Source organism: Roseibium album, assembly GCF_965233825.1.
Taxonomy (GTDB): Bacteria; Pseudomonadota; Alphaproteobacteria; order Rhizobiales; family Stappiaceae; genus Roseibium; species Roseibium album.
The window spans coordinates 5,042,139-5,067,890 of sequence record NZ_OZ247583.1 but is presented as its reverse complement, the minus strand read 5'-3'; the positions used below and the strand labels follow the sequence as shown (position 1 = coordinate 5,067,890).

Sequence of the window (25,752 nt, the reverse complement as noted above, 5' to 3'; positions counted from 1 at the left end):
CGGAATGACCATGGCGAGAGAATTCAGACGCGTTGTCACCGGGCACGACGAAAACGGTGTGGCGATTGTCGAGAGCGACGGTATCGCAACGCACCGCTTGCAGCGAGAGAACAGGCCGGGTGTGACGCTGACCAATTTCTGGTTGTCGGACGGAACACCGGCCGAATATGACGCGGCTACGGAAACCTGCGACGGGCCCTTCACTTTGCATCCACCGGAAAACGGCAGCGTTTTCCGGGTGGTCGAGTTCATGCCGGAGGACCCTGAGGTGATGAAAATGCTCGACGGTAAGGCCGCCTTTGCCGAAATGGGCGCGGGCGACAATATCGTGGAAGATGCGCGTCATCCCTGGATGCACAGGACTGACAGCGTCGATTATGCGGTTGTCCTGACCGGCGAGATCTACATGCTGATGGATGAAGACGATGTTCTGCTCAAGGCGGGCGATGTCGTCATCCAGCGCGGAACAAACCATGCCTGGGCCAACAGGGGCACAGAGCCATGTTCCATTGCCTTCGTGCTCGTGGACGGGGTCACCCGTCGCGGCGCTGCAAAAGAGAATCAAAAGGGTGTTCCGCACCGCTAAAGGCTTTGACGGAAGAAGGAATTTGAAATGCGCGTACTTGGCCTAATCCCGGCATGCCTTGCGATTGCCGCCTCAAGTCCGGCGCTGGCGGAAGCCCCGGACCTCAAAACGCCTGCTCCGGTGATTTATCTCGCCGACAATCTGGACGAGGCCGACCGTCTCGGCTGGTGCATCGATACGCAAGGACGGGGCTTTGGCGAAAATCTTCACGCCCATTCCTGCAAGCCGCAGGGCGGCGATGTCCAGTTTTCCTTTGACGAGACAACGGGCCAGATCAAATCCGTTGCCTTCGCCGGCAAGTGCATGGAGCTGATCGCCCCGGGCGAGAAAATCGCATTTGGACTGAGGGATTGTTCGGATGCGAAAACTCAGGTTTTTGCCTTTGCGCCTGCGAATGGACGCATCGTCCCGGCGAACCAGCCTGACACCTGTGTCGCGGTTGGCGAATCAAGTCGCAGCGCGGGGCCGTTCATGTCACGTGACCTGGTTCTCATGGCCTGCGCTTCGGCGGACCGGGCACTGATCACCTGGCGCGAGAAGCGGTGAGGGGACGTGCCGGGAACGGTCTTTCAAGCGAGATCCAATTTGCCAGCCAAGAGCCGCAAGTGGCGTCATCACAATCGCCAGCTAACTCTCTGATTGGTGCTGAAGTTGCCCCGAAGGCTCCAACTCGGTCAGTCGACCTTCGCCGTTAGGAGCTTGTAGCCTGCGATTGAAAAAAGGCTGCCCAGAATTCCTTGAACCGGGCGGCGTGCTCTTGCATAGATCGAGACCATTTTCTGTGTCGAGAATGCAAGCGTATAGAGGACGTGAACCCCGAGAGAGAGCGATGTCGTTCCGACGATGATGGCGCTAGACACCCACACAGGTGAATTTGCATCCAGACCCAGTGAAACGATGGCAATCCAGCCAAGCGCAGCCTTTGGATTTGTCAGGTTCAACAAGTATCCCTTACGAAAGTTGCCGGCAAAAGACCGTTTGGCGCGAGACACGGCAGGATCATCCATGTCCATGCTGGACCATGAAGACCTGAACGCCTTGTATGCGAGATAGAACAGATAGCAGCCGCCGGCGATCTTGATGAAAATCAGCAGTTGGCCATAGCTCGCAATGACTGCCGAGAGACCAAGAACGCTGGCCGTGGACCAGGTGAGTGTGCCGGCGGCTACTCCGAGGCTGACTGCCAGACCCGGGCGCCGGCCGGCGGACATCGATGTTCCCATCACCGCGAGGACATTCGGTCCGGGTGTCGCGTTTTGAAGCAGGAAGACACCGTAGATCAAAAGCACGCCCGGCAGATGATTGAAGAGCTCGGTCATTGAGTGTTCGCTTTTCAAAAGAGGGTTGCATTCTGGCAGCAACATTCGGTCATCGCTGCTCGTGCTGGCAAGTGGTCGTTTGCAGAAACATGAAACTGCAACGATCATTGTATCAAATGGCAGCAGGCGGCACTGATACCGGGACGTCAGTGGTCAGCGAGCTGATCACGCAAGCCGGCCGTGCGAGGGAAACTTTGCTTTGTGGAAGGCTGTATTGATTGCATATGCCGGTCACATTAACGTTCATGCGGTGAGATTGCCAATTCACTGCTGCAGGACCATTCGATGATACCCGATTCAGTTACGGCCTACCAAATTGCCCAGGACCACTGCGCTGCCTGGACCAACCAGTCTCCCGAAATGGTTGCTGGCCGTTACGCTGAACAAACGACCATGAGCATGAATGGCGGCGATCCAATGACGAGCCGATCCCAGATTGCCGACATGGCGGCGGGATTCATGGCCGACTTTCCAGATCTCGTTCTTGCACTTGATACGGTTCTCGTTGCGGATCGCCACATGATTTATGCCTGGACCTTCGAAGGTCGCCACAAGGGAAGTGGAAACAAAGTCCGTTTCTCCGGATGGGAAGAATGGGATCTCGATGACGATCTCAAGGTGACGAAATCGCTTGGTTGGTATGATGCGGAAGACTATGATCGGCAGGTTGCGGGAACCTGACGGCTGCACGGTCCCGTTCGGTCCACACCATTTGCGTCGCGGCAGGACGGGGAAAGGTCTTCGGAGGTTTTCATCCTTGCCAGATTGGCGCACGGCGCGTTTCCTTGGCCTTTTCGAACCGCATCGTCAAAATATTCACAAGCTGGTATCGGCAGCAGGACTAGAACCGCGACTTCGAGATTGTGAATGTCATTACCTTCCAATAAAATCAATAAGTTATTCGTGGTGGTCGTCTCTAAGTGAGCAAAACTCACAGGAAATCAGACTGTATTAACCTGACTTGGTATTGTGCAGATGTGCGGTGTTTGTTTCTTGTAACAAGAGGCATATTATCCCCATCCGCCACCGCCACCGTTACCAGGAGTGTTGTCGGGATCCAGGAGTTTATGGATTTCTTCCGGGGGAAGAGTGACCTCAAAACCAAGTCCCTTGCCATATGACAAGAGTAGAAGAGTGCCTGTTCCCTTCTTTTCAAACGAAACCACTTTATCGGCGGCAATGTAAATCTGTTCGTTGCTGTCTTGTTTTGCCAGCTTCAGAATTTTCATGTCTAAACGCACTCCTTGTCGAGGAATGCGCAGTTTACTCGCCTTCAAGTTGTTATTTCAAGTGTTGTAAAACTACTGAGGCCGCACGCTCTAGGAAAATATTGCTGACAGCGATCTAGGGTCTGTTGGCCAGGCCTGCGATCCCGTTCACGAGCCAGTCACCTCCATAGAAACGCAAGGCGCAGCCAGCGACAAGGAACAGAAATTCCGTCGGCATCAGTCAGGTGCTCCGAATTCCAGGCTGTCGGGCAAATAGTTGAAGAGTTCCAGTCGCGGAAGTTTGCCATTCCCCATTCGCAATGCACTCAGGCTGGCCGGAGCGACCGGTATCACGCAGGCAGGAGCAAGGCCGAGGTAGCGTTGCAAGATCGCGCGAATGACGCCGCCATGGCAAACAACGAGCAGGTTCTGGCAGGAATTTCGCAGCTCATCCTCTATGACAGCGCAAACACGGTCTGCGAAAGGGCCCCAGTCCTCGCCTCCAGGCGGCACGAACGTGCCCGCCCGCCATCCAAGATAGGCAGCTTCGTCCTCGGCTCGAATGTCATCGATCGGGCGTCCGGTCCAGTCGCCGACGTCAATTTCCCGCAGACCTTCTGTCAACCTGGGTTTTTTCGCCCCTATTCGCTGAGCCGTCTCACTGACACGCCTGAGATCCGAGGATACCGCCCGGCAGTGGCCAATGCCTGTGATGACACTCCGCAGAGCATCGGCTTGCGATCTTCCGAGCTCGGACAACCCGATATCGGCCTGTCCCTGAAGACGCCTGGAGGCGTTCCACTCTGATTGTCCGTGTCGAACGAGCAGCAAGCGCATCAGCCAAGCCTCTCACCAGTGCGGCTAAACCAACAGTCCGGTTCAGGCGGCAGTGAAAACTGGACAGTGTCGCCAATTCGGACAGGCGGCGCACTGTCTACAATGGCCGTCAGGCGCAGACCGTCGCGCAGCCCCGTGACCATGGTGCGCCCGGCAATGGCGCTGGTTTCGACCAGTTCCATCGGCAAGGTCATGGCGCCTTCTGTTTCGCTTACGGATATCTTTTCAGCCCGGTACATGGCCAGGCAATCGTCCGAGGGCGGTGACAGCTGCATGGCCCGCCCACCGACCTTGTAGCCGCTGCCATTCTTGACGACAGGGATCATGTTGTTGGGAGGTGTGCCAACAAAGGTCGCGACAAACGCAGTTTCTGGAGCGTTGATCAAATCGGCTGGTGTTCCGAACTGTTGCACCTTGCCGTGGTTCATGACCGCCACATGAGTGGCCATCGTCATGGCCTCAATCTGATCATGGGTGACATAGACTGTTGTTGCACCGGTTGCGCGATGCAGACGCATCAGTTCCGTGCGCATTTCGACCCTAAGCTTGGCATCGAGATTTGAAAGAGGTTCGTCAAACAATAAGACAGACGGTTTGGGAGCAATTGTGCGCGCAATGGCGACCCGCTGTTGCTGACCGCCCGAAATCTCGTTTGGATACCTGTCGGCCAGTTGACTGATCTCAAGCAAGTTCAGAACTTCGTTGATCCGGGCAGCGCGCTCGATCTTCGGCATCATCATGACCTTCAGCGGCCACTCAACATTGCCGCGCACGGACATGTGCGGCCAAAGTGCATATGACTGGAAAACCAGTCCCGAGTTGCGTTTCGCCGGATCAACGGCCCAGCTCCGGTCGCCGTCCGACACGGTCTCGCCGTCGAACACAATTTGCCCCTCGGACGGCAATTCCAGTCCCGCCAACATGCGAAGCAAGGTTGTTTTGCCGCAACCGGATGGTCCCAGCAAAACAAGGAAAGCGCCATCGGGGACATTGAGAGATACATTTCCAACAGCCTCGAAAGCACCGAAGCGTTTGCACAGATTGCAAATTTCCAGCATGGGTTACCTTCAGTTTTTCAGCCAGGGCTGCGATTTGGCCTGTAGCCAGTTTGCTATCAGCGAGGCTGCGATAGAGATGAACAGGATGACGACAGTGATCGCGTTGGCAAATTGTCCGAACCCTTCAGACGCATAGCGATAGGCCAGAACGGACAACACCGGCATCGTTGGCGTGAAGAGCAGAACGACCAGCGACAGGTCACGGACAATTTTCACGAAGATCAGAATGCCACCTGCCGTCAGGCCGCGTATCGCGAGCGGTACAGTGATGGCAGACAACCTGCGGGCAAAGCTTGCGCCGGTAAGGCGAGCGCTTTCTTCCAGTTCGCCGCCAACTTGCTGGATGACGGCTCGCCCTGTCTGCACAGAAAATGGCAGCAGATACGCAGTCCCTGCGATGACGAGCAGCGCGAAAGTTCCATAGAGCGCCGGAAACGGCCCGATGGGGGCACCCAGATAGGCGATATATGCAGCACCAAATGCGATCCCGGGCACCAGCAGCGGAAGAAAGCTGACTTGTGTGATGACAGCCGACATCCAGCCTTTGCGAAACCGCGCCGTGGTGTAGGACGTCAAGAGCCCCACCAACATGCCCGCAAGTGCCACGGCCAGCCCAAGGGCCAAGGTGACGGATAGCGCACGCACGATATCTTCGTTGTGAACAATGCCGGGAATGCCCTGTGCGATTGACTGACTGCTGAGACCGACCCAGTAGTGCAGCGTCCAGTTCGAAAACAGATTTGCAGACGATGGCGCGAAGCTTGAAGCGGACAAAATGACGACCGGCAGAACGGTGGAGCTGACCAGAACCACCATTGCCAATGCGCAGAGCGGCCAACGCGCACCACGCAGGTCCAAACGTTTTGCGCGGCCTCCCTTGCCGGTAATCGTGGCGTAGGACCTGCGCCCCGACACAATCCGGTTCCCTGCCCAGAGGAAGGCTCCGGAAATGAGCACGAGCAGAATGCCGATGACATAACCACGTCCAACCTGGTCGACCTCGATCATGCCGAACAGGCGTGTCGACAGGGTTTGCATTCGAACAGGCAAACCAAGCAGCGCCGGGGTCGCGAAGTTCGAAACCGCACCGGCGAAACAAAGCGACCCGGCAGCAACCAGGGCAGGTGTCGTGACCGGCAGAATAATGCCCATCAGGATCCGGCCTCCTTTGGCACCTGCAATCTGTGCGGCTTCGACAAGGTCGGAGTTCACGGTGGCAAGTGCTGCGGCGATGATCGTGAACGCAAGGCTGAAATAGTGAAGCGTCAAAACGATCAGTGTCGGCGTTATGCCCCAGGCCAACCAGTCCGGAATATCGAGGCCCATGCCCTGGAGCCAGCCAACCTGACCTCCTACCCGGTCATTGCGGAAGAGCGCGCCCCAGGCCAGAGCCGCCGCGAAGGACGGAATCATGAAAGGCAGCGTGGCCATGACGCCGATCGTCTTGCGGAACGGCACGTTGGTCATGACGACGAGCCAGGCAAGAAAACCGCCGAGAAATACACACCCCGTTGCCACCACAACGCCGATCAGAAGCGTGTTGCCGAGTGGTTTGTAGAACAGGTTGGTCGACAGGCGTCCCGTCAGTACGTCCGACCACGCCTCGATGGTGTCAGGCTGCAACGTGAACAGGACTGTTCTGAGAAGCGGCAAAACGATCAGTGCGATCAGCAGTGCCAGCACGACCGTTTTCAGCACCGATCCGTGCTTGAAAAGCACACGTCTTCCTTGCCTGTTCATGGTGACATCCACCATCAACGTCATCCTTGTTGGTCTTTTCAGAGTAGACAGGAAACAGGCGTATGGCCACGCCTGCTCCTGGTGGGAGTTTTACTGCAGTGTCAGGATCAGGTCTCCGATCTCGGATCTGATCTTGGCGGTCTCATGCGGCGCAATCCGCCAAGCAGTGAAATCGTTCAGTGATACGGCGTCGGGGTGAGGCGGTATATCAGTGCGGGTCACATAATCGCCGGCAACATAAAACGGTGCGAGGCCTGCGCCACCGGTTTCACTTTCATCTCCCATCAGGAAGTCGATCACGAGCCGAGCTGCAGCAGGGTTGTTAGGCTCTGCGGCCAGAGCAAGCACTGCCGGAAAGATGATACCCGGTGCAGGCTTGACGCTGTTGGCCACCTGAAGGGCCCAGCTTTCTTCCTCGTTGTCCCGGCGGTCGGAATAGCTGGTAAAACCAACAGGCGGGCTTTCCTGACCCTTTGCGCCCACGGCGACATTCACATCATCGGTGGAGCCGACAAGGATCACATCATTTGCAAACAGATCCATGATGAATTTTTCACCGGCATTGGCAGCATCTCCCAGCTCGATTGCTTTTCCGAACTGGTCTTCATAGGCAGCGGCCATAGCGTCGGAACGCAAAACGATTTCTGTCATCAGATCGAGGTAGTCGCCTCTTTGCAAGGGATCGACCATGACCACACGACCGCGCCAGTCACCGGTTGTCAGTTGCCACAGGTTTGTGACCGGTGCACCGTCCGGATTGGCTTCTTCGTTGTACATCAGCACTTTGGTTGACAAACGTTGCGCCAACAACGGCGATTGATATTCCGAGGGAACACGGTCGGCTATGCGTGGCGGCACGAAGGGCGCGATGATGCCGGTCTCAAGAAGCTCCGTCAGCACGACAGGTGTATCCGAGATGTAGACAACGTCGGCGTTGGTGACACCGGCCTGCGATTCCGCCTGGAGACGTGCGATCTGTTCCGTTGACGAAATGTCGAAACCTTGCAGGTCGATATCTGGATAGGCCTCTTCAAACGCGGCCTCTACCTTACCTATCCGGCTGGTGAAGGAATAGACGGTCACCTTGCCTTCAGCCTGGGCAAGTGGAAGCAATTCCTCAGGTCCCATTTCGTTCAGATGCCCGTCAGCCAAGGCGGCCGAAGACAAAAACATTCCGATCACGCCGAGGCGTGTTGCTTCGAGAACATTCATGTGTTCCTCCCTAAGGGTTTCTTTTGTTATTCAAAACGCTCGATCAGCTGCCCCAGTCGATCGAGTTTTTTCAGCGACTCCTCTTTCGCTGTCAGTCCGGCCGCGATGACGATGGCGTTGCAGATTGTCATCGGTACGGTCAGGGTCTGGAAGGCATCCTGATCACCTGATCGTGGCGCGGCCAAAAGGCGGTCGGGGCGCGGCGTCAGCAATGCGCCCGACTTGCCGGCAATCATGACGGTTCTTGCACCCACTTCTTTTGCGGTTTCCATCAATGCAGCATACCCGCGAGGCGGGCGACGAAAGGCAAAGCTCAAAACAGCGTCGTCTGAATCGAGACCCAGCATCTGTTCGGCCAGGCCGCGCGGGTCTGTGCCAAGCTGGTGGGTATCTTTGCCGAAGCGGCGGAACCGTTTGACCATCATGAGCGCGAGCACTTCCGCATTGCCATACCCGTAGACAAAGATCCGTCTCGCTCTCATCAAAATCTGTGCCGCCTCCGAGATCTGCTCCGGCGTAATGAATTCTTCGATCCGTCCGAGCGCCTGCGTTTCTTCCCTGGCCAATTCGCCAAGGATCGTATCGGATGTGCTTTCCGCGATGGTTTTTTCAAACCGGGTAGCGGTTTCGCGCGTCGCGATGAATTCGTCGCGCAATGCGTCCCGGAAGGCGGCGTAACTTACAAACCCCAGTTTTTTGGCAAGTCGTGATGCCGTTGCTTCGTGAACGCCTGTAGCCCGAGCCAACTCACCGGCGGTGCCGAGCGCTGCGGATGTCGGGCTGTCGATCACGTTCTCAACCAGCCTGCGCTCACTGGGAGTGAGTGTGGTTGCCTGGTCTGAAATTTTCTCAAGGAGCGACATGATCATCCTTCATCGTTATGCAAGTAAATTTGCATGATTCAAATACAATTGCAATTTTTCTTGCAAATAAATTCATCTGTCCGTTACCGAAAGTCTGGACGTCCGGCATCTCTTGATTGCCGATGCACCGTGGGTTGCTCTATCTGGTCGCGATCATCGGCTGGTTCATTTGCCAGGTGTTGGCATGGCGCATCTCGAACACTCTGGAAGCCGATTTCTGCGTGGAGGTGATGAATGAAGCGCCCCAAAAAATCGGCACGCCAGACATCATGAATATGAATCAGGGGTCGCAGTTCACCTCGTTTGCATGGACGGACCGGTAGCAGAGGGTGGGCGTTCGCATCTCACCTCTCGTGCAAGCAAACTTGCACTGCCAGGTTTTAAATGGATGGCAAGGGAGGATTTTTCGACAATATCTTTGTCGAATGGCAGTGGCGTATCCTGAAATTGGAGTGCGCCTATCTGTAAACCGGTGAATCTGGCTCCCAGGCCAACGCCCGTGTTAGAAAGTGGGTGGATTTTAAACCGAAATTGCCTGCACTCAACCTTTCGCGGCAAACCGGCTGCCGTGGTCCAAGGGCAGGCAATCGACACAAACCAACCCGATCAGAAGGTGCAGATAAAAGCTTAACCTAGGCCGGAAACTGACCAATGATCGGGGAGTAAATCAGTCGTCTGCATGCCAACTTGTGCCGGCGTTCGAGTCAGTGTCTCAGTTTGGCAGCAGGAATCGATGGTTGAGTACAATTCTTTTCGACTACGTGGTCTCACCAAAGAGAATTTCTGTGTCCAACTTTTCGATGAGCTTTTCGGCCGGCGTATCCAGCGGGGTCGAGATCCATTCAGCCGCCGAGACTCCGATCTCATAGCGCGGCGTTTGAGTTGTTGTGATTTTCATTGGCAACGCCGACAGGAAACCGAGTCCGTTGAAACCGGCGATTGCAACTTGACCGGGGACATCGACACCGTGCGACAGGCAATGCATTAGTCCGCCGGCGGCAAGATCGTCGTTGGCGTAGTATATGGCGTCGGGTCGATCGGGATGTGCGAGCACCTCCATGGTCAATTGCCTGCCTGCGACCATGGAAGAGGGCTCGTTTGACATGCGTTGCGCGATCAGTTGTCCGCCCGCGTCACGTACCCGGGAAGCAAATGCCTCGAACCGCTTCGTCGCACGTAGGTCGTGTCCGCCCTGGCTGGCGATGTACCCGAAGGTTCTGTAACCGCGCTCAAGCAGGTGTGTTGCCATTTCTCGGCCAGCATCGACGTGCGAGACGCCAAAGCTTGCGGTCATGGGCTCGCCGTCGACGTCCATGATTTCTGCAACCCGGACACCTGTCTGCTCGACAATGCGCCGAACGGATTCGTTGTGTTCCAGTCCGGGTAAAATCAGTCCGCGCGGGCGCCAGGACAGGAGGTCGAACACGAGTTCTTCTTCGGCTGACTGGGAATATTCCGAAACGCCGAAGACCGGGCGCAGGCCGGCTGTGTTGAGGGTTTCGTTTATTCCAGAAAGGACTTCCGTGAACACCCGGTTCTGCAGCGTCGGCAGCACAACACCGACAAGCGGATTGTCGTAGGAGGAGATTCCTCCGGCAAGGCGATTGTGCACGTAACCGATTTCACGCGCAGCATTGTTCACCTGTTCGCGCACTGTCCGCGAAATGTAGCCGGCACCCCGCATGACCCGTGACACAGTCATCTGACTGACACCTGCAACACGGGCGACATCGTGCATCGTTGGCTGGTTCTTGTTGGCTTTGCTGTTCCGTCTGGTCGACATCGAAAGTCTTGGAATTCAACGCGGTTCATTTTTTTCTTGACGAATGTTTACATAAACATAATAGATATATCAATGTGTGTTTACGTAAACACATTGGAGTTGCAGGCAAGCAATTCGGCCTTTTGGTCATTCAGGGAGGATATGATGAAGAACTTGCTTTTGAGCGCGACCATGTTGGTGGCAAGCGCCGGTGTGGCATTTGGAGACACCTATCGGCCAGAGTGCTTTGTTCCGGCGCCCGAGACGTCCACGATCTCATATGATGCGAAGGACGGCCCTTACAAACTAGCGTTTGTGAACGGCTTTGCCGGCAACGACTGGCGCATCCAGGCAATTCAGTCCGCGAAGGCATGGGCTGCACGCCCAGAGAATGCAGACAAGGTCGATACGTTCTCCATTGTGTCGGTTGGAAACGACAGTGCAGCCCAGATTGCGGCAATCGACAATTTCATTGCCGCAGGTTATGACGCAATAACCTTCATCGCGGTCAATCCGACGGCATTCGAGCCGGTTATCCGGCGTGCAGAGCGCGCCGGTACTATTCTTGTTCCCTTCGATAATGTTCTCGACACCGACAAAGTCGTCCAGGTCAACGAAAGCCAGAAGGAACTTGGCGCGTTGAAGGCGCAGACAGTGATGGATATTTTGGGCGGCAACGCCAAAAAGGTCCTGATGGTCAACGGATTGCCTGGCAACGCGACAGATCGTGACCGCCGCCTCGGCATGATGAGCGTGCTGGAACAGGTTGACGGACTGGAAATCGTTGAAGTCGTCGGAAACTGGGACACTGGCACCAGCCAGAAAGTGGTGGGTGATGCCCTTGCCACACATGGTGAGTTCGACGCGGTTGTGTCGCAGCACGGTTCGGCGGGAACGATCAATGCCATGCAGTCGGCAGGGCATCCAATTGTGCCCATGGGTGTCGATGGTGAAAACGGTGTTCGCATTCTGATGGATGAACTCGACATACCGGGTGTCTCGGCCAGCCAGGCACCTGCAATGTCTGCGATTGCACTTGAAGCGGCCGTCGCCTTGCTTGAAGGCAATGAGTTGCCACAAACCATTTACCTGCCAATTCCGCAGGTCAAGGCTGAAGGCCTGGAGGCCGGGGTGAATTACTTCCCCGATCTTCCGAAGTCCTTCAACACGGGCACAGGCTTTGCCGAATGCTTTGCACCCTTTACGCCTGAGGAAATCACAGGCCAGGATCCAGACAACACATAATACCAACAGTCCGGCGGCGTTTTCAAAATGCCGCCGGAAAAACGTGGAAACGCCCGATGAACCAACATGATGTACCCCTGTTGCAAATGCGGGACATTTCAATGCACTTTGGCGCGACCAAAGCGCTTGAAGACGTCGACTTCGCCTGCAGATCGCACGAGATCCACGCTGTTCTAGGTGAAAATGGTGCCGGCAAGTCAACGCTCATGAAGCTGATCGCCGGCGTTCTTCAGCCGACCGGCGGGCGGATAATTCTGGACGATGCGGATGTCAAGCTTGCAACACCGCGCACCGCTCAGGATCTCGGACTGGTCTGCATGTTTCAGGAACTTTCCCTGGTGCCTGACCTGACTGTGCGTGAGAACCTGCTTCTTGGCGCACCCGGCAGCGGTCTTGGATGGCTCCGGTCGGAAGCATTGGCAAAGGCACAGGATGTACTGACTCGCATCGATGGCGGGCACATCAAGATGTCCACGCGGGTCTCCGATCTTTCGCTGCCGTCGCGCCAGCAGGTCGAGATCGCCAAGGCGCTGATGCGTGCTCCAAGACTTCTCATTCTTGACGAAGCGACATCCGCTCTCAATGCCTCGGTGGTGGCCAAGGTCTTTGACCTGATCCGTGCGGAAAGGGATCAGGGCACGAGTGTCTTGTTCATCTCGCACAGGTTTCACGAAATCGAAGCTTTGGCCGACAGGATTTCAGTCTTCCGCAATGGCAGCCGCGTCGCCACCTTTGACCAGGGCGCACATTCCTACGATGAGATTATCAACATGATGGTAGGGCAGAAGATCGGGGAGTTGTTTCCGCCCAAGCCACCGGTCTCAGCGACCGGAAAGGAAGTCCTGAAGGTTGAAAACTTTTCATGGGAGGGACGCTTTGCTGACGTTAGCCTGAGCGTACGCGAAGGCCAGATCGTGGGACTCGGTGGCCTGGACGGACAGGGGCAGGGGGCTTTTCTGATGGGTCTCTTCGGCCTGTTGCGGCGTGCTGAAGGAAGAATATCGGTCTCGGGAAAACCTGTTTCGTACTCAAGTCCGAAGGCGGCCAAGCAGCCTGACATTGCTCTGGCGTTCATTCCCGAAGATCGCAAAACCGAGGGTCTGATCCAGGAGCAGAGCATCTTGGAAAACCTGCAACTCGCCGCACTCGGACTTAAGGACCTCGATGCGTCCGATCCAGAGCTTTACACGAGCACTCTCGACCGGCTTGAACTGAAGCATGGCGGCCTGGAGCTGCCGGTGTCGTCACTGTCGGGTGGTAACCAGCAGAAGGTTGTTCTGGCGAAATGGCTTGCGATCAAGCCACGCTGCCTTTTGCTTGCAGATCCGACCCGCGGCATAGACGTGAAGACCAAGACCCAGATCTACCAGATGCTGCGTCGCCTTGCCGATGAAGGCACAGCCATTTTGCTCCTCAGCACGGACTACGAAGAACTGATCCAACTGTGCGATGAAACCCATATCTTTTATGCCGGTCGTCTGGCGGCTTCCATGAGTGGAGACAACATGACCGCGCAGAACATCATTGCCGCATCACTGAACGTCACTGAAGAACGCAAGGTGGTTCATGCTTGATTACATTCGCTCAAACAGGCGCGAAGTCATTGCCGCAATTGTCTTGCTGGTGCTTCTTTCTCTTTATCTGGGAACGCACCCGCGCGGGGCATCCACCTACGTTTTGACAATTTGGGCCAACCAATGTCTCATCCTCGGTTTGGCGGCCATCGCACAGTTCTTTGCCGTTGTTGTGCGCGGTATCGACTTGTCTGTCGGTGCCGTCATGGCCCTGACCAACACCCTGGCGTCACACTTGCTGGACGGCTCGGCTATCGGGATCGGTTTCGGCATTGTCGCCGTCCTGGCCGCCGGCGCGGCCTGCGGCCTCGTGAATGGGCTCGTTGTTGTCTACGGCCGCATTCAACCGATCGTCGTTACGCTGGCGACGGCGTCGATTTTCATTGGTGTCGCGCTGATGCTTCGGCCGACCCCGGGCGGTGCGATCAACTACGATCTTGCGGACGCGGTTACGCTGGATGTTTTCGGCGTGCCGACGGCGCTGGTTCTCTCCGGCTTGCTGATCTTCGCGTTCTGGATACCGTTCCGGCGAACAGGACTGGGGTTGGGACTTTATGCGTTGGGATCTTCCGAGCAGGCAGCTTTCCAGTCGGGCATGGACACACGGCTGATCCGCATCGCCGCATTCACGCTGGCCGGTCTTTTCGGCGGGGTGGCCGGCCTGTACTACAGCTTCGTTACCACCACCGGAGATGCCGGAATAGCGGCGAATTTCACGTTGAATTCAATCGCGGCGGTTGTTCTGGGCGGCGTTCTGCTTCGTGGCGGCGTCGGGTCGCTCGTCGGTGCAATGGCCGGGGCCTTCATTCTCAAGACCATCGCTTCGCTCATGTTCTTTTCAGGCATTCCCTCGCTTGCGCAACCCCTGTTTGAAGGCCTGATCCTGGCAGCTGCAATCGCAGTGGGTGGCGCAGACGTGCTGCGGGCACGCAACAGACTTGAGGTGTTCGGCCGATGAACCGCGCAATCACACCTGACAGTCTGATGCCGTATATCGGCACCGCCTTGCTCATAATCGCGGGAAGCTTCTTCTTCCCGCAAATCCTGACCTTCGACTATCTGACACAGCAGCTTCAGATCGCGGCATTTCTTGGTCTTCTGGCAACGGGAGCAACGATTGTCATTCTGTTGGGCCACATCGATCTCTCGGTGCCCTGGGTCCTGACCGGTGCCGCCATTCTGTCGACGGCGTTGGTCGGTTCCGGTGATCCGCTGCTGACGGCTCTGGCTGTCCCTGCCGCGCTGGCGTTCGGAGCCCTGATCGGCATCGTGAATGGAATTGGAGTCGCGGTCCTCCGTATTCCCTCAATGGTATGGACGCTTGCCATCAATTCGATCCTGTTGGGGCTCGCGGTTCTCAACACTGGTGGGTTCAACCCGAAAGGGGAAGCGAGTCCGCTCATGGTTTCCATGGCATCAGGACGTGTTCTCGGCCTGCCCATGAGCTTTCTTATCTGGATGGCTGTCTGCGCCGTTATCACGCTGTTTTTGACCAGGACGCCATTTGGACGCTATTTGCGGTCGATCGGTTACAACGAGAAGGCAACGTTTCTGTCTGGTGTCTCTACACCAAGTGTTGTCTTTGCCGCATTTGCGCTGGCGGGCATGTGTTCCGCGATGGGCGGCGTATTGCTGGCCGGTTATGCAAACCAAGCCTACCAGTCCATGGGAGATCCGTTTCTCCTGCCGACCATTGCGGCAGTCGTTATCGGGGGAACATCCATTCTGGGGGGACGGGGCGGACTGTTCGGAACTGTCGGCGGTGCCCTGTTTATCACGCTTCTGACCTCGATACTCTCTGTGATGCAGATCGGCGACGCCTGGAAAAGCATTGTTTTCGGTGTCATCATTCTTGCTATGCTTTTGTTCCAGACCATGCGGAAAGGAGCACACGCATGACGCCCCGCTACATAACGGTTGATCCGCTCTTTGAAGAATTCGTCGATACGTCGATTGCTCCCGAAGTCATCGCCAGGGATTGTATCTGGACGGAAGGCCCGGTCTGGTTGAACGGCGGGCTGTTCTTCAACGACATTCCCAACAAGCGGATGTTGCGGTGGAGCGAACGGGATGGAGTGTCGATCGCACTCATCAACAGCGAGTTCGCAAATGGCAACACGCTTGATCTGTCAGGCAGGATGGTGTCCTGCGAGCATGGCGGGCGACGGGTTGTCCGGCGGCAAGATCCGTTTGACTTGACCGCTGTGGAGACAATCGTCGACAAATTCGAAGGCAAACGATTGAATTCCCCCAACGATGTCGTGGTCCGCTCGGACGGATCGGTCTGGTTTACCGATCCACCCTACGGCATCAACTCCGACGTTGAAGGCTACCTGGCTGAGAGTGAACTTGACGGTTGCTATGTCTACAGCGTGTCGGTGGACGGGGAAATACGTGCTGTCGCAACGGATTTCGACAAGCCGAATGGCCTGGCTTTTTCGCCGGATGAGACCAAACTCTACATTGCCGATTCCGGTGCCATTCGCGGTGCAAGCTTTCCCGGCATTGACTACAACCTTCCCCACCATATCAGGGTTTTCGAAGTCGATGGCACAACGTTGAAAAACGGACGTGTTTTTGCCGTCGTTGCACCCGGCATTCCTGACGGATTTCGCGTTGACCAACAGGGCTATGTCTGGACCTCGGCTCTTGACGGTATTCACTGCCTTTCGCCGGAAGGAGCTCTTGTCGGCAAGATCTTGCTGCCTGCACAGACTTCCAATGTCTGTTTCGGTGGTGAAAGCGGAAAGACGATGTTCATTACGTCCTCCGACAAGGTCTACCGGGTTCATAGTAACTGCAGGGATGCCGCTCAAGCGCTTCGCGAAACAAAGGGGGGAGCCGAATGACCGGCCCTGTGAAAATTGCCGTCGTCGGTCTCGGGTCCATGGGATTTGGTATGGCGCAGTCATGCATTCGCAGCGGCTACGAAGTTTTCGGGGAGGACATCGTTTCCGAGCGCATGGATTGTTTCCGGAGAGAGGGCGGTGCGGACGATGCGGTCGAAACGGTAGCCGCCATGCTCGATGTGGTCGTGGCCGTTGTGCTCAACGCCGAGCAGATCGAGACCATCCTGTTTGGAGACGCTGGTCTTGTTCCTAAACTCAGGCCGGGAGCTGTGGTGGTGGCATGCGCGACCGTGCCTCCGGAATTTGCCAGGACGATGGAGGCGCGTTGCCAGTCGCATGGCGTTCATTATCTCGATGCACCTGTGTCTGGTGGATCAGTGAAGGCAGGAGAGGGTAAACTCTCAATAATGGCCGCCGGGACACCCGAAGCCTTTGCGGCTGCCAAGCCGGTTCTGGATGCCACTGCAGAAACCGTTTTCCAACTGGGAGACAGGGCTGGTGCAGGATCGGCGATGAAAGCGGTCAATCAGCTTCTTGCGGGTGTGCACATCGCGGCAATGGCAGAAGCAATGACGTTCGGCATGACGCAGGGCATCAACCCGCAGAAGTTCATCGACGTCATCAGCAGATGTGCCGGAACGAGCTGGATGCTTGAAAACCGTGCTCCACATGTTGCTGCCGGGGACTACACGCCGCACAGCCAGGTTGTCATCTGGCCGAAGGACCTTGGCATTGTTCTGGAAACAGCAAAAAAGTCCGGTCTGGAAACGCCGATTACGGAAGCGGCCCTTCGTCAGTACACCACCGCGGTTGAAATGGGGCTGGGTCACGAGGACGATGCCGCCGTCACAAAGGTATATGCCCGCAGCGCCGGTTTGCAGCTACCAGGGGGAAGCTGATGCGGCTGGGGTGCATAGGAGACGACTTTACAGGGTCAAGCGATCTGGCCAATACGCTGGCAAAACAGGGTATGCGCGTAACGCAGTATTCCGGTACGCCGGGTTTCGATGCGGCCCGAACCGTTGATGCCGGGGTCGTAGCGCTCAAAAGCCGATCGGTCGATCCCAGGGAAGCCGTTTCATTATCGCTTGAAGCACTGGATTGGTTGAAAACCCAAGGGTGCGAACAGTTTTTCTTCAAATACTGCTCGACTTTCGATTCCACGCCTATAGGGAACATCGGCCCCGTGGCAGAAGCGCTCGCAGATGCCCTTGGCGCGAAGAAAGTCATTGTCTGTCCGGCATTTCCAGGAACCGGCCGTTCTGTCTATCAGGGGCATCTGTTCGTCAAGGACTCTCTGTTGAGCGAATCCGGCATGGAGTCGCATCCGCTCACGCCGATGACCGACTCAGACATCCGGCGTTGGCTGGCACGGCAGACCAATCTTGGCGTTGGGCATGTGGCCGCGAGCTCTGTGTTTGATGGTGTGGACGCAATTCGAGAGGCCCTTGATAAGGAGCAATCCAACGGAAAGCGGCTGATTGTGATCGATGCCATCAGAGACGAGGACCTGCTTGCGATCGGGCGGGCTGCACGGGGATTGCCGCTTGTCACGGGAGGGTCCGGTGTTGCCCTTGGTTTGCCGGCAAATTTTGGTTGCACACCCTCCAGGGTCCCCTGGACTGGGCAACAAGGCAGAGCCGTTATCTTGTCCGGTTCATGCTCCAGCGCGACACGCAGGCAAGTCGCCGTTCATAGCGCCCGTTATCCAGCATTTGAGATTGAGGCCGCCGACGTTGTGGAAGGCCGCCTGGTGCCGGCTGTCGCTGCCGAGTGGCTTCTCAACACCGCGGGCCTCCCTCTGGTTTATAGTTCCGCAGATCCGGTCGAAGTTGCGAAAGTGCAGGCAAAACATGGCCGGGAGCGGACGGCAAATGCCTTGGAGAACTTTTTTGCGGAAACCGCGCGGCGTGCACACGAAGGTGGTGTGACCCGGATCATCACCGCTGGCGGCGAAACATCCGGAGCTGTCGTTGAAGGTCTTGGATTGGAAACGCTGGAAATCGGTCCGGAAATCGATCCAGGTGTTCCGGCGCTCAGAGCTGGCCCAGACCTTGTCGTCGCATTGAAATCCGGAAATTTCGGAGCCGATGATTTTTTCGAAAAAGCAGACCGGGTTCTTCAAGGATGAACGAAGCGGCCTTACGGGACCAGATCTGTCTACTTGCACGGTCGCTTTTCGAACGCGGGCTAACGCATGGGTCTACGGGCAATATCTCGGCACGCACGGAAGACGGAGGGCTTCTGGTCTCGCCGACGGGCACTAGTTTCGGCCGTCTTGACCCGGGCAGGCTCAGTAAATTCGATCACCAGGGACAACATATCGGAGGCGACAAGCCGACGAAGGAAATGCCCTTGCATACGGCGTTCTACGACACCCGTTCAACGGCGGGTGCTGTTGTTCATCTGCATTCGTGTCATTCGGTGGCTCTTTCCATGCTTCCGGACGTCGACCCCGACAGCTTTCTGCCGCCCTTGACGGCATATGGCATCATGCTGCTTGGAAAGGTGAAGCTTTTGCCGGTTTTTGTGCCGGGAGATCCGGCAATGGGAACAGCCGTCCGAGGACTGGAAGGCAAAAGAAGTGCGGTGATGCTGGCCAATCATGGCCCCGTTGTCGCCGGCAAGGATGTTGAAGCTGCCTGCAACGCAATCGAAGAACTTGAGGCAACCGCGCGTTTGGCACTATTGCTCCGTGGCTCGGATGTTCTGGAACTCAATGCAGAACAGGTTCAGGCAGTTGTCTCAAAGTTTGATGTGGAGTGGGATGATTGACCAGGTTTTCCGCCAATCTCGGTTTTTTGTGGAATGATCTGCCTCTGCCCGAAGCGATCAGGGCAGCCAAGGCTTCCGGCTTCCATGCCGTTGAGTGCCATTGGCCATATGAAACAGATGCATCAGAGATAAAGGCTGCGCTCGAGGAAACCGGTCTGACCATGCTTGGACTGAACACGTTGCGCGGTGATGTTTCTGCTGGAGAAAACGGCTTGTCGGCGCTTCCGGGCCGTGAGGCCGAAGCACGCGCAGCAATAGACCTGGCTATCGAATTCGCCGACGCTGTCGATGCGGCGGCCATCCATGTGATGGCGGGAAAGGCGACAGGCTCAAAGGCGCACACGGTCTTTCTCGAAAATCTGGCATATGCAGCGGATCGAACCCGGCGGACCATTCTGATTGAACCGCTCAACCGACATGATGCACCCGGCTACTTCCTCGAGACGACGACGCAGGCAAGCGGCATTATTGCCGAGCTCGCGATTTCTAACCTCAAACTCATGTTTGACTGCTACCATGTTGGTCGTTCAGAGGGCGATGTCATAACCCGCCTGACAGACCTTTTTTTGATTGTAGGCCACATTCAAATCGCTTCCGTTCCTTACCGGACGCAGCCAGACCATGGTGAACTGCACTACCCGTCGATTTTTTCGGCAATTTCTGAACTGGGATGGCGACGCCCGATTGGGGCAGAATACAAACCTGATGGCCCGACCGAGGGCAGTCTCGGTTGGATGCATCAATACGCAAGGTAGTTTATGTGTTGCCGGAACCATTCCGCGAATGGGGTTCACAGGTAGTGTTTTGAGGGACACCAGACCACTGGGTCAGGCGTTCAACAGATGCTACCAATTGATGCCGAAATTGGGTGAGTGCTTTGTATCCACCGGCTTTGGAAAGCCTGGCTGGCGGTTGGTTCTTCGGCAACTCTTCCAGGAAGGCCTGGACGACACTCCTCCCGGTACGTTGTTGCGTGGCAGCTGTGCACGACGATGTCGGCTGGTGATGTCACCGACACTGGAATTGGTCCTTGAAGCCTTTGGCTGCGATCAGGTAACCGTTCGGCGCAAACCCCGCCTGCAGTTCGACAATTGTGCGAGTTGCATCTCCGGTGAACTTGCTGACTGGCTCGGCGACCAAGGCACGGATCATGTTCGTGGTGCGCCCTGACATTGGCAAAAACAGGGAAAAATTGAACGCTGGCATCAAACCTTGAAGAACCTCATCTTCTTGGAAAACGAATTCCTGCCGGGGGATATTGACGCCAGCATCGAACGCTTTGTCAGCCACTACGTTCATCACCGCAATCTGCTGACCGGCAGGCGTTGCCTGCAACGCCGAGAGGCACAAAAGCCTCGGCGACCTGACACCTGCCGATGTCTGCTTCGGGCGTGGTGAAACCATCTTGCTCGAGCGTGAAACAATCAAACGAAACACTTTCAATCAACGGCATTGGCAATACCGCAATCAGGTCGCTAAAAATCAGTCAACAAGATGAGCCGATCTCTCCGGAAAACCACACGGCCATCTGTTCCGATTACCGTGATGACGGACTGTGTCAGGGTTCATGTGAGGGCGTGTTGCATCAGCCAAGCGGCAGTTTTGCATCTAGACCAGATGTGTCCTGGATGCTTTAGTCGAACCTCATGCCTGAGCCCGCCGAAAGAAAAAATTGACTGAAATTACCGATGACAATGTGCACTTCGACATTAGACAGTCCGTTCGAGGACGAAACATCGCAAGGCTCATTATTGCGCCCCTGATTTCATTTGGACTAATTGGGTTTGGGACGTGGCTGTTACCAGAGGGAACAGTCCTTGAGCTACATATTGAAGCTGTAGAGACGTGGAATGTGTGGTCCTTTTTGGGTTTCATATGCATCGGTGGCGGGATTTATTGCCTGTTGAAGGAGGCAGTGTTCGCTGCGCGCGCGTACTCCACCACCGGTGAGTGGCATTTCCGTCTCACAGATCGTGACCTCTTATGGCATGTCCCAAATCACGCCCATGGGAAAGAAGAAGGTTTTGAAGCTCCGCTGGAGGAAATCAAGCAGATAGAGTTCAGGACCATTCAAAAGCACGAAGATATTGATAAACGAGAATACTGGATCCATTTCCATTCTCGAGACTCAGTCAAGCTTCAATCATATTCAGGCATCAGTCTCTCGTGGCTCGTCGAGAAAATCAGCGCGACTGGAGTGCCCTACGAGGAAACATCTGAAAATTTCTAGGTGTCGTCTGCGGTAGGCGCCGCATACAATGCGATTGTTCCGGGGCAAAACCGGTTAACAGCCGTTCCCACAGATGTTTCCAATGTCGGAAAGCCCGCATTGCGGTTGTTGGTGCAGCGCGCTGCTTAAGCCGACTCCAGGTTCAGAGCTGACATTCATTGCGCCTCTCGAAAATGACGGGAACAGGCCCTGAGAGCTAAATATCGTGCGCGACAGAACGGAAATCAGTGCAAAAAATCGGAACAAAATCTCACACGTGTGAGGTGGAAGATACCTTGAGGCTCACATGTCCTCATCCGAGAAACGAAGATTTCAACGATTTCAGGGGGATGACTGGTGCCGGCAGCAGGATTCGAACCCGCGACCCCGAGATTACAAATCACGTGCTCTACCAACTGAGCTATACCGGCGCCGGGGATGGCTTCTACCAGATTGCACGCGCTTGTCCATGCCAGATGCGAAAAAATTGGTGATACGGACAAAAATTATGTCCAACCCTTTCTAAACGCACCTGAATTCGCCAGAGCGCTGTGGATAATGTCGCGTCCCGGGATGGGCGGAACGTCGGTCAAGCCACAAGCAAATCGCAATACCTGGCGGACGTTTTCCGCGTTGTTCGTGTCGTCATTATCGACCCGGCTGCCGTCCCGGGCATGACGGGACCCTCGATTCATTTTCGGGAAACCCCGGCTCAGGGCGAGCGACCTAGAAGGCCGAGGGCTTGGGAAATTTGCCGAAAGGTCAGGACGCCAAATGAGCGCGCAGCCTGTCGAGACAGGACGGCAGCACATGAAATGGTCCGGCTGTTGAAACCGTCCCTTGCGAGACGATAAGCCAGCAAACCATGAGGTCTTGCGAATGCTTTGTCTCCAGCGGCAGGGAAACAGTCTGGAACAGGTGATCAGAGGGCGATAATAAGAAGGGCCGCAGTTTTCCGCAGGACCGATTCTCTTCGTTCCGGTTTTCCTTTCAGATTGTCGTCATGTCGCCCTCAGCCCGTATTTGCCTGATCTTCTTTCTGCAGCCGATCGCGCTTGGCGCCTGGTTGCCCCATATTCCGGGCGTCCAAACTTCGCTCGGGTTGACCAACAGTGAGCTCGCTATTGCCCTGGTTGGTGCACCTCTCGGAACGCTCTCAACGTTGATTTTTGCGGGTAGGCTTGCCACGCGGATGGGCGCACGCCGTATTATTCAGCTGTTCTACCCGGTCTTTCTGACCGTGATGCTTTTGCCCTTTCTGGCGACGTCGCAGTGGATGCTCGTGGCGGTGCTTGCGTGCGTCGGCAGCTCCATGTCCATCCTGGAGCTCGGTCTGAATGTCCTGGCGGACGAGCATGAAAAACGGACCGGCGACAAGATCATGAGCAAGGCGCACGGGTTCTGGAGTTTCGGTCTTCTTGCGGGAACCCTGATCGGCGCGGGTGTCGCCGGTCTGGGAATTGAACCGGTGTTTGCCGGTCTCGGTATTGCCCTGGTCGTTCAATCGGCTGTTTTGCCGGTGACGGGGAAATTGCCCAAGGAGAGCAAAGACACGCAACCTTCCGCCAAGTCACAGGCGTTTCAGTTGCCGCACCCGCTGCTGATCGGAATATGCGTGTTCACGTTCGGCACGACCCTGGTCGAAGGGGCAATTGCTGATTGGGCGGCCGTTTTTCTGCGCGATACCTTTGCCGCAAACCCGGGTATGGCCGGCCTGGGGGTCGCCGTCTTCTCGCTGTGCGTCGCCACAACGCGTCTTTTCGGGGACCGGCTGCGGCAGGTCGCGGCACCCGGTCGCCTCGGGCAATTGCTGGCTCTGACGGGGTTGATCGGGGTGGCAGGTATCTGGTTTTCCCCCGGCACCGGGTCGGCGTTGCTGGCGCTAGGTGTCCTGGGGATCGGGGCGGCGCTGGCATTTCCGCTTGGTGTCACGGCAGCCGCGGCGGCTCCCGGACGCAGTGCTGCCTCCAATGTTGCGGTTCTTTCCTTTATCGCGCTCCTGGGATTTCTGGTCGGGCCGCTGGCCATCGGTGCCCTGGCGGATGCCTACGGGATCAGGACCGGCTTGATGATCCTTCTGCCGATGATCGGTGTCAGCCTGATACTGGCGCCGCTCCTGACGGTCGCACAACGGCGCGAGTGACCCGAACGTTTTCCGGTTGCAGGAATCGCGAACCGGATCGGGTCAAAGACCCATCTTCATGCGCGCAACATAAAGAGACAGCACGGCTGCGTTGGAGACGTTCAGCGAGCGGATTTCGCCGGGCATGTCGAGCCGCGCCAGCAGTCCACAGGCCTCGCGCACACCGTGGCGCACGCCTTTGCCCTCCGAGCCGAGAACAAGAACGGTCTTGTCGGTAAAGGCGGTCTCTTCAAGGCTGGCCGGACCGTCGCTGTCGAGCGCGATGCAGCCGAAGCCTTTCTCCTTCATCTCGGCAACGAACCGGGCCATGTTCTTCACCCGAACATGCTTGATCATGTCGAGTGCGCCCGAGGCGGATTTTGCCAGCACCGGGCCTTCTTCGGGAGCGTGCCGCTCGGTGGTGACGACAGCATCGGCGTCAAGGGCAACGGCAGAGCGCAGGATCGCGCCGACATTATGCGGATCGGTGACCTGATCAAGAGCGAGCACAAGCCGCGCTCCCTTCAGATGCTCGGCACCATAGGCGGGCAGGGGATCGGCCTCCAGGATCATGCCCTGGTGCACAGCGTCCTTGGTGACCATCCTGTCGAGCGCGCGCGGCATCGTCGTTTCCACCGGCACGTCGATTGTAACACCGCGCTCCACGAGCCGGTTTTGCGCATTTTCAGTGGCGAAGAGCTTCAGCCGCTTTCGGTCGGCGTTGGCAAAGGCCGCTTCGACCGTGTGCAGGCCATAAAGAAAGACGGGACCCTCCGGCGGCAGGCCGGGCCTGCGGGGCGTGGGTTTGTCGGAAAACTTCCTGTTGCCACGATTGCCGGGTTTGCCACCCGAGCGGGCTGGTTTCTTGGTGTCACTCATGGGGCAGCTCTAGCGGCAAATTTGATGAAGGGGAAGGGCATAATCTGGTTGGCGCGTTGCATTGCCGCAAAGGATGATAACCGTCCTGGCATTGAGCCGGGATCGTTTTCTGGCAATTGGGTCTTTGTCAGGTCTGACGCGCCCGCTGGATGAACAGGTGAGGTCAGATATCAAACGCGGAACAGTCACATTCACAATTCCGAAAACACCATCTCAAGACGGTTTCAGAATCATGCAGCTGACCGTGCCATGGGCAATCAGCTTGCCTTCCGCATTCCTCAAATCACCCTCGGATGTGGCCAGACGGGAACCACGGTGGACGATTCGGCCCTCACAGACAACTTCGCCGCTGCCGGGATGAAGCGGGCGGACCATGTTTACATTGAGGGACGTGGTCGTATAGAACTCGCCGGGCTTCAAGGTGGTGTGGACGGCGCAGCTGAGTGCCGTGTCTATCAGGGTCGAAATCCAGCCACCGTGAACAGTTCCGAGCGGGTTGAGAAATTCTTTCGCCGGTAGCCCGGTAAAGACCGCGCGTCCTTCTTCGAATTCCTTCATTCTTATATTGGAATGAATCATGATCGGCGGGGCGGGCAGGTCGCCGGCCATCATGCGTTCGAATATGTCGAGGCCGGTCATCGTAGCAAAGGCGGATTTCGGCAACGCGCCGATTTCATGGGTCTTGCCGTTTTCGGTGATGGTTTCCGTGTCGCTCATGAGATGTCCTTGAAAATGGCGTTCAGTCCCGGCGGGACGGTGAGGGGACTGCTGTCCGGTCGTTGTCTTCCAGAATGTGGACCGCCTTGCGCAGGGCTGACATGTGCGAGCGAACCGCGTTGGCACCCTCCGGCCCGAGCATGGCGCTCAGTTCCGCCTGGGCGGCCAGCCATCTTTGATGGATTTCGACGACCTTTTGCTCGCCGGCCGGCGTGAGGATCGGAAGGACCGTGCGTCCCCTCGTTTCCCGGCGGCGGATCAGACCGGCTGCTTCCAGGGGGCGCAGATTGCGGGCAAGGGTCGACCGGTCGATGCCGAGATAGCGGGCAATCGCCGAGGCAGAGGGTGCGGTGCCGTCGGCAATGACCGCCAGAAGCTGGGCCTGCGTCAATTCCAGCCCGAGCGCGGCCATGTGACGATTGTAGTGCCGCGTCAGAAGGTTGGCCGTGCGCCGCGCCGCGTGGCCGAGGCAGGTGCGGCCCATGTCGGCAAAGTCGATATCGTTCAGTGTGGATGTCATGTGTTGTAGGTACAACAAGTGAATTGTGCCAGCAAGCTGAATCGCATGGATTTACCGGTGCTTGTGCACCGCATACGCGAACTTCATGGAAACCGGAGGCATTCGCGCTACCTTGGACTTGTCCACAGGTCCGCGCAGAAAAAACTTGCAAAACGCGGGAAAAATGCCGGGATTCCGTGACAATCAGCGCGCATGTCGACAATCTTGTGAAACTGGTAGCCGGGGTAATCTTAAGCGCACGAAGCGGCAGTTTCGGGCGTCTCGTTGATTTTGTTCA

The 25,752-nt window shown here is 56.7% G+C and carries 26 protein-coding genes, 1 tRNA gene and 1 pseudogene; 16 read left to right on the top strand and 12 right to left on the bottom strand.

The window, feature by feature from the left end; all coding sequences use genetic code 11:
• Window positions 1-4: 4 nt before the first annotated feature.
• Both ACO6TI_RS23225 and ACO6TI_RS23220 read left to right on the top strand, forming a co-directional pair.
• Complete coding sequence (locus ACO6TI_RS23225; RefSeq protein WP_063832825.1) at window positions 5-586, top strand: cupin domain-containing protein; 582 nt, start codon at window positions 5-7, stop codon at window positions 584-586.
• Between the two features lie 27 nt (window positions 587-613).
• The gene (locus ACO6TI_RS23220) at window positions 614-1,132 is read left to right on the top strand and encodes a hypothetical protein (RefSeq protein ID WP_196895068.1); all 519 of its coding nucleotides are present in this window, start codon (window positions 614-616) and stop codon (window positions 1,130-1,132) included.
• 128 nt (window positions 1,133-1,260) lie between these two features.
• Here ACO6TI_RS23220 and ACO6TI_RS23215 read toward each other — a convergent pair whose 3' ends face one another.
• Window positions 1,261-1,905, bottom strand: a complete 645-nt coding sequence (locus ACO6TI_RS23215) for a LysE family translocator (RefSeq protein ID WP_055116837.1) — start codon at window positions 1,903-1,905, stop codon at window positions 1,261-1,263.
• A 285-nt stretch (window positions 1,906-2,190) separates the two neighbouring features.
• On the opposite strand from ACO6TI_RS23215, the gene ACO6TI_RS23210 reads away from it, so the two are divergent.
• Window positions 2,191-2,586 (top strand): nuclear transport factor 2 family protein, encoded by a 396-nt coding sequence (locus ACO6TI_RS23210; RefSeq protein ID WP_104701926.1) that lies wholly within the window; start codon window positions 2,191-2,193, stop codon window positions 2,584-2,586.
• A 329-nt stretch (window positions 2,587-2,915) separates the two neighbouring features.
• On the opposite strand, the gene ACO6TI_RS23205 is transcribed toward ACO6TI_RS23210, so the two are convergent.
• From ACO6TI_RS23205 to ACO6TI_RS23180, 6 genes are all read right to left on the bottom strand, one after another.
• Entirely contained in the window at window positions 2,916-3,134 is a 219-nt protein-coding gene (locus tag ACO6TI_RS23205; RefSeq protein WP_055115997.1) for a hypothetical protein, read from the bottom strand.
• A gap of 216 nt (window positions 3,135-3,350) precedes the next feature.
• The gene (locus tag ACO6TI_RS23200) at window positions 3,351-3,950 is read right to left on the bottom strand and encodes a histidine phosphatase family protein (protein WP_422383461.1); all 600 of its coding nucleotides are present in this window, start codon (window positions 3,948-3,950) and stop codon (window positions 3,351-3,353) included.
• The gene (locus tag ACO6TI_RS23195; protein ID WP_422383460.1) at window positions 3,950-5,008 is read right to left on the bottom strand and encodes an ABC transporter ATP-binding protein; all 1,059 of its coding nucleotides are present in this window, start codon (window positions 5,006-5,008) and stop codon (window positions 3,950-3,952) included. The genes ACO6TI_RS23200 and ACO6TI_RS23195 overlap by 1 nt, the downstream gene beginning before the upstream one ends.
• 9 nt (window positions 5,009-5,017) lie before the next feature.
• Window positions 5,018-6,763, bottom strand: coding sequence for an ABC transporter permease (locus ACO6TI_RS23190; RefSeq protein ID WP_422383459.1), 1,746 nt, complete (start codon window positions 6,761-6,763; stop codon window positions 5,018-5,020).
• Between the two features lie 75 nt (window positions 6,764-6,838).
• The gene (locus ACO6TI_RS23185) at window positions 6,839-7,921 is read right to left on the bottom strand and encodes an ABC transporter substrate-binding protein (protein ID WP_422385328.1); all 1,083 of its coding nucleotides are present in this window, start codon (window positions 7,919-7,921) and stop codon (window positions 6,839-6,841) included.
• Window positions 7,922-7,986: 65 nt separating this feature from the next.
• Window positions 7,987-8,823 (bottom strand): MurR/RpiR family transcriptional regulator, encoded by an 837-nt coding sequence (locus tag ACO6TI_RS23180; RefSeq protein ID WP_422383458.1) that lies wholly within the window; start codon window positions 8,821-8,823, stop codon window positions 7,987-7,989.
• 134 nt (window positions 8,824-8,957) lie between these two features.
• On the opposite strand from ACO6TI_RS23180, the gene ACO6TI_RS23175 reads away from it, so the two are divergent.
• Window positions 8,958-9,146, top strand: a complete 189-nt coding sequence (locus ACO6TI_RS23175; protein ID WP_144435990.1) for a hypothetical protein — start codon at window positions 8,958-8,960, stop codon at window positions 9,144-9,146.
• 434 nt (window positions 9,147-9,580) lie between these two features.
• On the opposite strand, the gene ACO6TI_RS23170 is transcribed toward ACO6TI_RS23175, so the two are convergent.
• Complete coding sequence (locus ACO6TI_RS23170; protein ID WP_055115985.1) at window positions 9,581-10,606, bottom strand: LacI family DNA-binding transcriptional regulator; 1,026 nt, start codon at window positions 10,604-10,606, stop codon at window positions 9,581-9,583.
• A 144-nt stretch (window positions 10,607-10,750) separates the two neighbouring features.
• On the opposite strand from ACO6TI_RS23170, the gene ACO6TI_RS23165 reads away from it, so the two are divergent.
• From ACO6TI_RS23165 to ACO6TI_RS23115, 11 genes and pseudogenes are all read left to right on the top strand, one after another.
• Window positions 10,751-11,830, top strand: a complete 1,080-nt coding sequence (locus ACO6TI_RS23165) for a sugar ABC transporter substrate-binding protein (RefSeq protein WP_350183547.1) — start codon at window positions 10,751-10,753, stop codon at window positions 11,828-11,830.
• A gap of 56 nt (window positions 11,831-11,886) precedes the next feature.
• Complete coding sequence (locus ACO6TI_RS23160; RefSeq protein WP_348314999.1) at window positions 11,887-13,404, top strand: sugar ABC transporter ATP-binding protein; 1,518 nt, start codon at window positions 11,887-11,889, stop codon at window positions 13,402-13,404.
• On the top strand, window positions 13,397-14,362 hold the full coding sequence (locus tag ACO6TI_RS23155) for an ABC transporter permease (RefSeq protein WP_055115979.1): 966 nt from the start codon (window positions 13,397-13,399) through the stop codon (window positions 14,360-14,362). The genes ACO6TI_RS23160 and ACO6TI_RS23155 overlap by 8 nt, the downstream gene beginning before the upstream one ends.
• On the top strand, window positions 14,359-15,303 hold the full coding sequence (locus ACO6TI_RS23150; protein ID WP_055115977.1) for an ABC transporter permease: 945 nt from the start codon (window positions 14,359-14,361) through the stop codon (window positions 15,301-15,303). The genes ACO6TI_RS23155 and ACO6TI_RS23150 overlap by 4 nt, the downstream gene beginning before the upstream one ends.
• Window positions 15,300-16,253, top strand: a complete 954-nt coding sequence (locus ACO6TI_RS23145; RefSeq protein ID WP_422383457.1) for an SMP-30/gluconolactonase/LRE family protein — start codon at window positions 15,300-15,302, stop codon at window positions 16,251-16,253. Before ACO6TI_RS23150 ends, ACO6TI_RS23145 begins: the two co-directional genes overlap by 4 nt.
• A complete protein-coding gene (gene ltnD, locus ACO6TI_RS23140) occupies window positions 16,250-17,152 on the top strand; it encodes an L-threonate dehydrogenase (RefSeq protein WP_422383456.1) in 903 nt (300 codons plus the stop codon). The genes ACO6TI_RS23145 and ltnD overlap by 4 nt, the downstream gene beginning before the upstream one ends.
• Window positions 17,152-18,384: a 3-oxo-tetronate kinase gene (gene otnK / locus ACO6TI_RS23135; protein WP_422383455.1), complete on the top strand. Its 1,233-nt coding sequence runs from the start codon at window positions 17,152-17,154 to the stop codon at window positions 18,382-18,384. The genes ltnD and otnK overlap by 1 nt, the downstream gene beginning before the upstream one ends.
• Window positions 18,381-19,028 carry an aldolase gene (locus ACO6TI_RS23130; RefSeq protein WP_422383454.1) on the top strand — a complete coding sequence of 216 codons (648 nt, stop codon included), beginning with the start codon at window positions 18,381-18,383 and terminating at the stop codon, window positions 19,026-19,028. Before otnK ends, ACO6TI_RS23130 begins: the two co-directional genes overlap by 4 nt.
• On the top strand, window positions 19,025-19,783 hold the full coding sequence (locus tag ACO6TI_RS23125) for a hydroxypyruvate isomerase family protein (RefSeq protein ID WP_422383453.1): 759 nt from the start codon (window positions 19,025-19,027) through the stop codon (window positions 19,781-19,783). The genes ACO6TI_RS23130 and ACO6TI_RS23125 overlap by 4 nt, the downstream gene beginning before the upstream one ends.
• Before the next feature lie 201 nt (window positions 19,784-19,984).
• Window positions 19,985-20,526, top strand: a pseudogene (locus ACO6TI_RS23120) (IS3 family transposase); the annotation flags it as partial.
• Window positions 20,527-20,700: 174 nt separating this feature from the next.
• Window positions 20,701-21,258 (top strand): hypothetical protein, encoded by a 558-nt coding sequence (locus ACO6TI_RS23115; protein WP_196876659.1) that lies wholly within the window; start codon window positions 20,701-20,703, stop codon window positions 21,256-21,258.
• A gap of 334 nt (window positions 21,259-21,592) precedes the next feature.
• Here ACO6TI_RS23115 and ACO6TI_RS23110 read toward each other — a convergent pair.
• Window positions 21,593-21,668 (bottom strand) — tRNA-Thr (locus ACO6TI_RS23110).
• Between the two features lie 572 nt (window positions 21,669-22,240).
• On the opposite strand from ACO6TI_RS23110, the gene ACO6TI_RS23105 reads away from it, so the two are divergent.
• Window positions 22,241-23,380, top strand: coding sequence for an MFS transporter (locus tag ACO6TI_RS23105; RefSeq protein WP_422383452.1), 1,140 nt, complete (start codon window positions 22,241-22,243; stop codon window positions 23,378-23,380).
• 42 nt (window positions 23,381-23,422) lie between these two features.
• On the opposite strand, the gene ACO6TI_RS23100 is transcribed toward ACO6TI_RS23105, so the two are convergent.
• The 3 genes from ACO6TI_RS23100 to ACO6TI_RS23090 all read right to left on the bottom strand — a co-directional run bounded on the left by ACO6TI_RS23100 (window position 23,423) and on the right by ACO6TI_RS23090 (window position 25,475).
• Window positions 23,423-24,238, bottom strand: a complete 816-nt coding sequence (locus ACO6TI_RS23100; protein WP_422383451.1) for a TrmH family RNA methyltransferase — start codon at window positions 24,236-24,238, stop codon at window positions 23,423-23,425.
• Between the two features lie 213 nt (window positions 24,239-24,451).
• Complete coding sequence (locus ACO6TI_RS23095) at window positions 24,452-24,955, bottom strand: PaaI family thioesterase (protein ID WP_104701909.1); 504 nt, start codon at window positions 24,953-24,955, stop codon at window positions 24,452-24,454.
• Window positions 24,956-24,977: 22 nt separating this feature from the next.
• The gene (locus ACO6TI_RS23090; RefSeq protein WP_422383450.1) at window positions 24,978-25,475 is read right to left on the bottom strand and encodes a MarR family winged helix-turn-helix transcriptional regulator; all 498 of its coding nucleotides are present in this window, start codon (window positions 25,473-25,475) and stop codon (window positions 24,978-24,980) included.
• Between the last annotated feature and the right edge of the window lie 277 nt (window positions 25,476-25,752).

Excerpts from the sequence above, each read along its gene's own strand:
- ACO6TI_RS23190 (WP_422383459.1), bottom strand. The coding sequence starts at position 6,763 with ATGGTGGATGTCACCATGAACAGGCAAGGAAGACGTGTGCTTTTCAAG.
- ACO6TI_RS23205 (WP_055115997.1), bottom strand. The coding sequence starts at position 3,134 with ATGAAAATTCTGAAGCTGGCAAAACAAGACAGCAACGAACAGATTTAC.
- ACO6TI_RS23200 (WP_422383461.1), bottom strand. The coding sequence starts at position 3,950 with ATGCGCTTGCTGCTCGTTCGACACGGACAATCAGAGTGGAACGCCTCC.
- ACO6TI_RS23145 (WP_422383457.1), top strand. The coding sequence starts at position 15,300 with ATGACGCCCCGCTACATAACGGTTGATCCGCTCTTTGAAGAATTCGTC.
- ACO6TI_RS23100 (WP_422383451.1), bottom strand. The coding sequence starts at position 24,238 with ATGAGTGACACCAAGAAACCAGCCCGCTCGGGTGGCAAACCCGGCAAT.
- ACO6TI_RS23130 (WP_422383454.1), top strand. The coding sequence starts at position 18,381 with ATGAACGAAGCGGCCTTACGGGACCAGATCTGTCTACTTGCACGGTCG.
- otnK (WP_422383455.1), top strand. The coding sequence starts at position 17,152 with ATGCGGCTGGGGTGCATAGGAGACGACTTTACAGGGTCAAGCGATCTG.
- ACO6TI_RS23185 (WP_422385328.1), bottom strand. The coding sequence starts at position 7,921 with ATGTTTTTGTCTTCGGCCGCCTTGGCTGACGGGCATCTGAACGAAATG.
- ACO6TI_RS23215 (WP_055116837.1), bottom strand. The coding sequence starts at position 1,905 with ATGACCGAGCTCTTCAATCATCTGCCGGGCGTGCTTTTGATCTACGGT.
- ACO6TI_RS23095 (WP_104701909.1), bottom strand. The coding sequence starts at position 24,955 with ATGAGCGACACGGAAACCATCACCGAAAACGGCAAGACCCATGAAATC.
- ACO6TI_RS23220 (WP_196895068.1), top strand. The coding sequence starts at position 614 with ATGCGCGTACTTGGCCTAATCCCGGCATGCCTTGCGATTGCCGCCTCA.
- ACO6TI_RS23210 (WP_104701926.1), top strand. The coding sequence starts at position 2,191 with ATGATACCCGATTCAGTTACGGCCTACCAAATTGCCCAGGACCACTGC.
- ACO6TI_RS23225 (WP_063832825.1), top strand. The coding sequence starts at position 5 with ATGACCATGGCGAGAGAATTCAGACGCGTTGTCACCGGGCACGACGAA.
- ACO6TI_RS23195 (WP_422383460.1), bottom strand. The coding sequence starts at position 5,008 with ATGCTGGAAATTTGCAATCTGTGCAAACGCTTCGGTGCTTTCGAGGCT.
- ACO6TI_RS23105 (WP_422383452.1), top strand. The coding sequence starts at position 22,241 with ATGTCGCCCTCAGCCCGTATTTGCCTGATCTTCTTTCTGCAGCCGATC.
- ACO6TI_RS23170 (WP_055115985.1), bottom strand. The coding sequence starts at position 10,606 with ATGTCGACCAGACGGAACAGCAAAGCCAACAAGAACCAGCCAACGATG.
- ACO6TI_RS23150 (WP_055115977.1), top strand. The coding sequence starts at position 14,359 with ATGAACCGCGCAATCACACCTGACAGTCTGATGCCGTATATCGGCACC.
- ACO6TI_RS23160 (WP_348314999.1), top strand. The coding sequence starts at position 11,887 with ATGAACCAACATGATGTACCCCTGTTGCAAATGCGGGACATTTCAATG.
- ltnD (WP_422383456.1), top strand. The coding sequence starts at position 16,250 with ATGACCGGCCCTGTGAAAATTGCCGTCGTCGGTCTCGGGTCCATGGGA.
- ACO6TI_RS23165 (WP_350183547.1), top strand. The coding sequence starts at position 10,751 with ATGAAGAACTTGCTTTTGAGCGCGACCATGTTGGTGGCAAGCGCCGGT.
- ACO6TI_RS23180 (WP_422383458.1), bottom strand. The coding sequence starts at position 8,823 with ATGTCGCTCCTTGAGAAAATTTCAGACCAGGCAACCACACTCACTCCC.
- ACO6TI_RS23090 (WP_422383450.1), bottom strand. The coding sequence starts at position 25,475 with ATGACATCCACACTGAACGATATCGACTTTGCCGACATGGGCCGCACC.
- ACO6TI_RS23155 (WP_055115979.1), top strand. The coding sequence starts at position 13,397 with ATGCTTGATTACATTCGCTCAAACAGGCGCGAAGTCATTGCCGCAATT.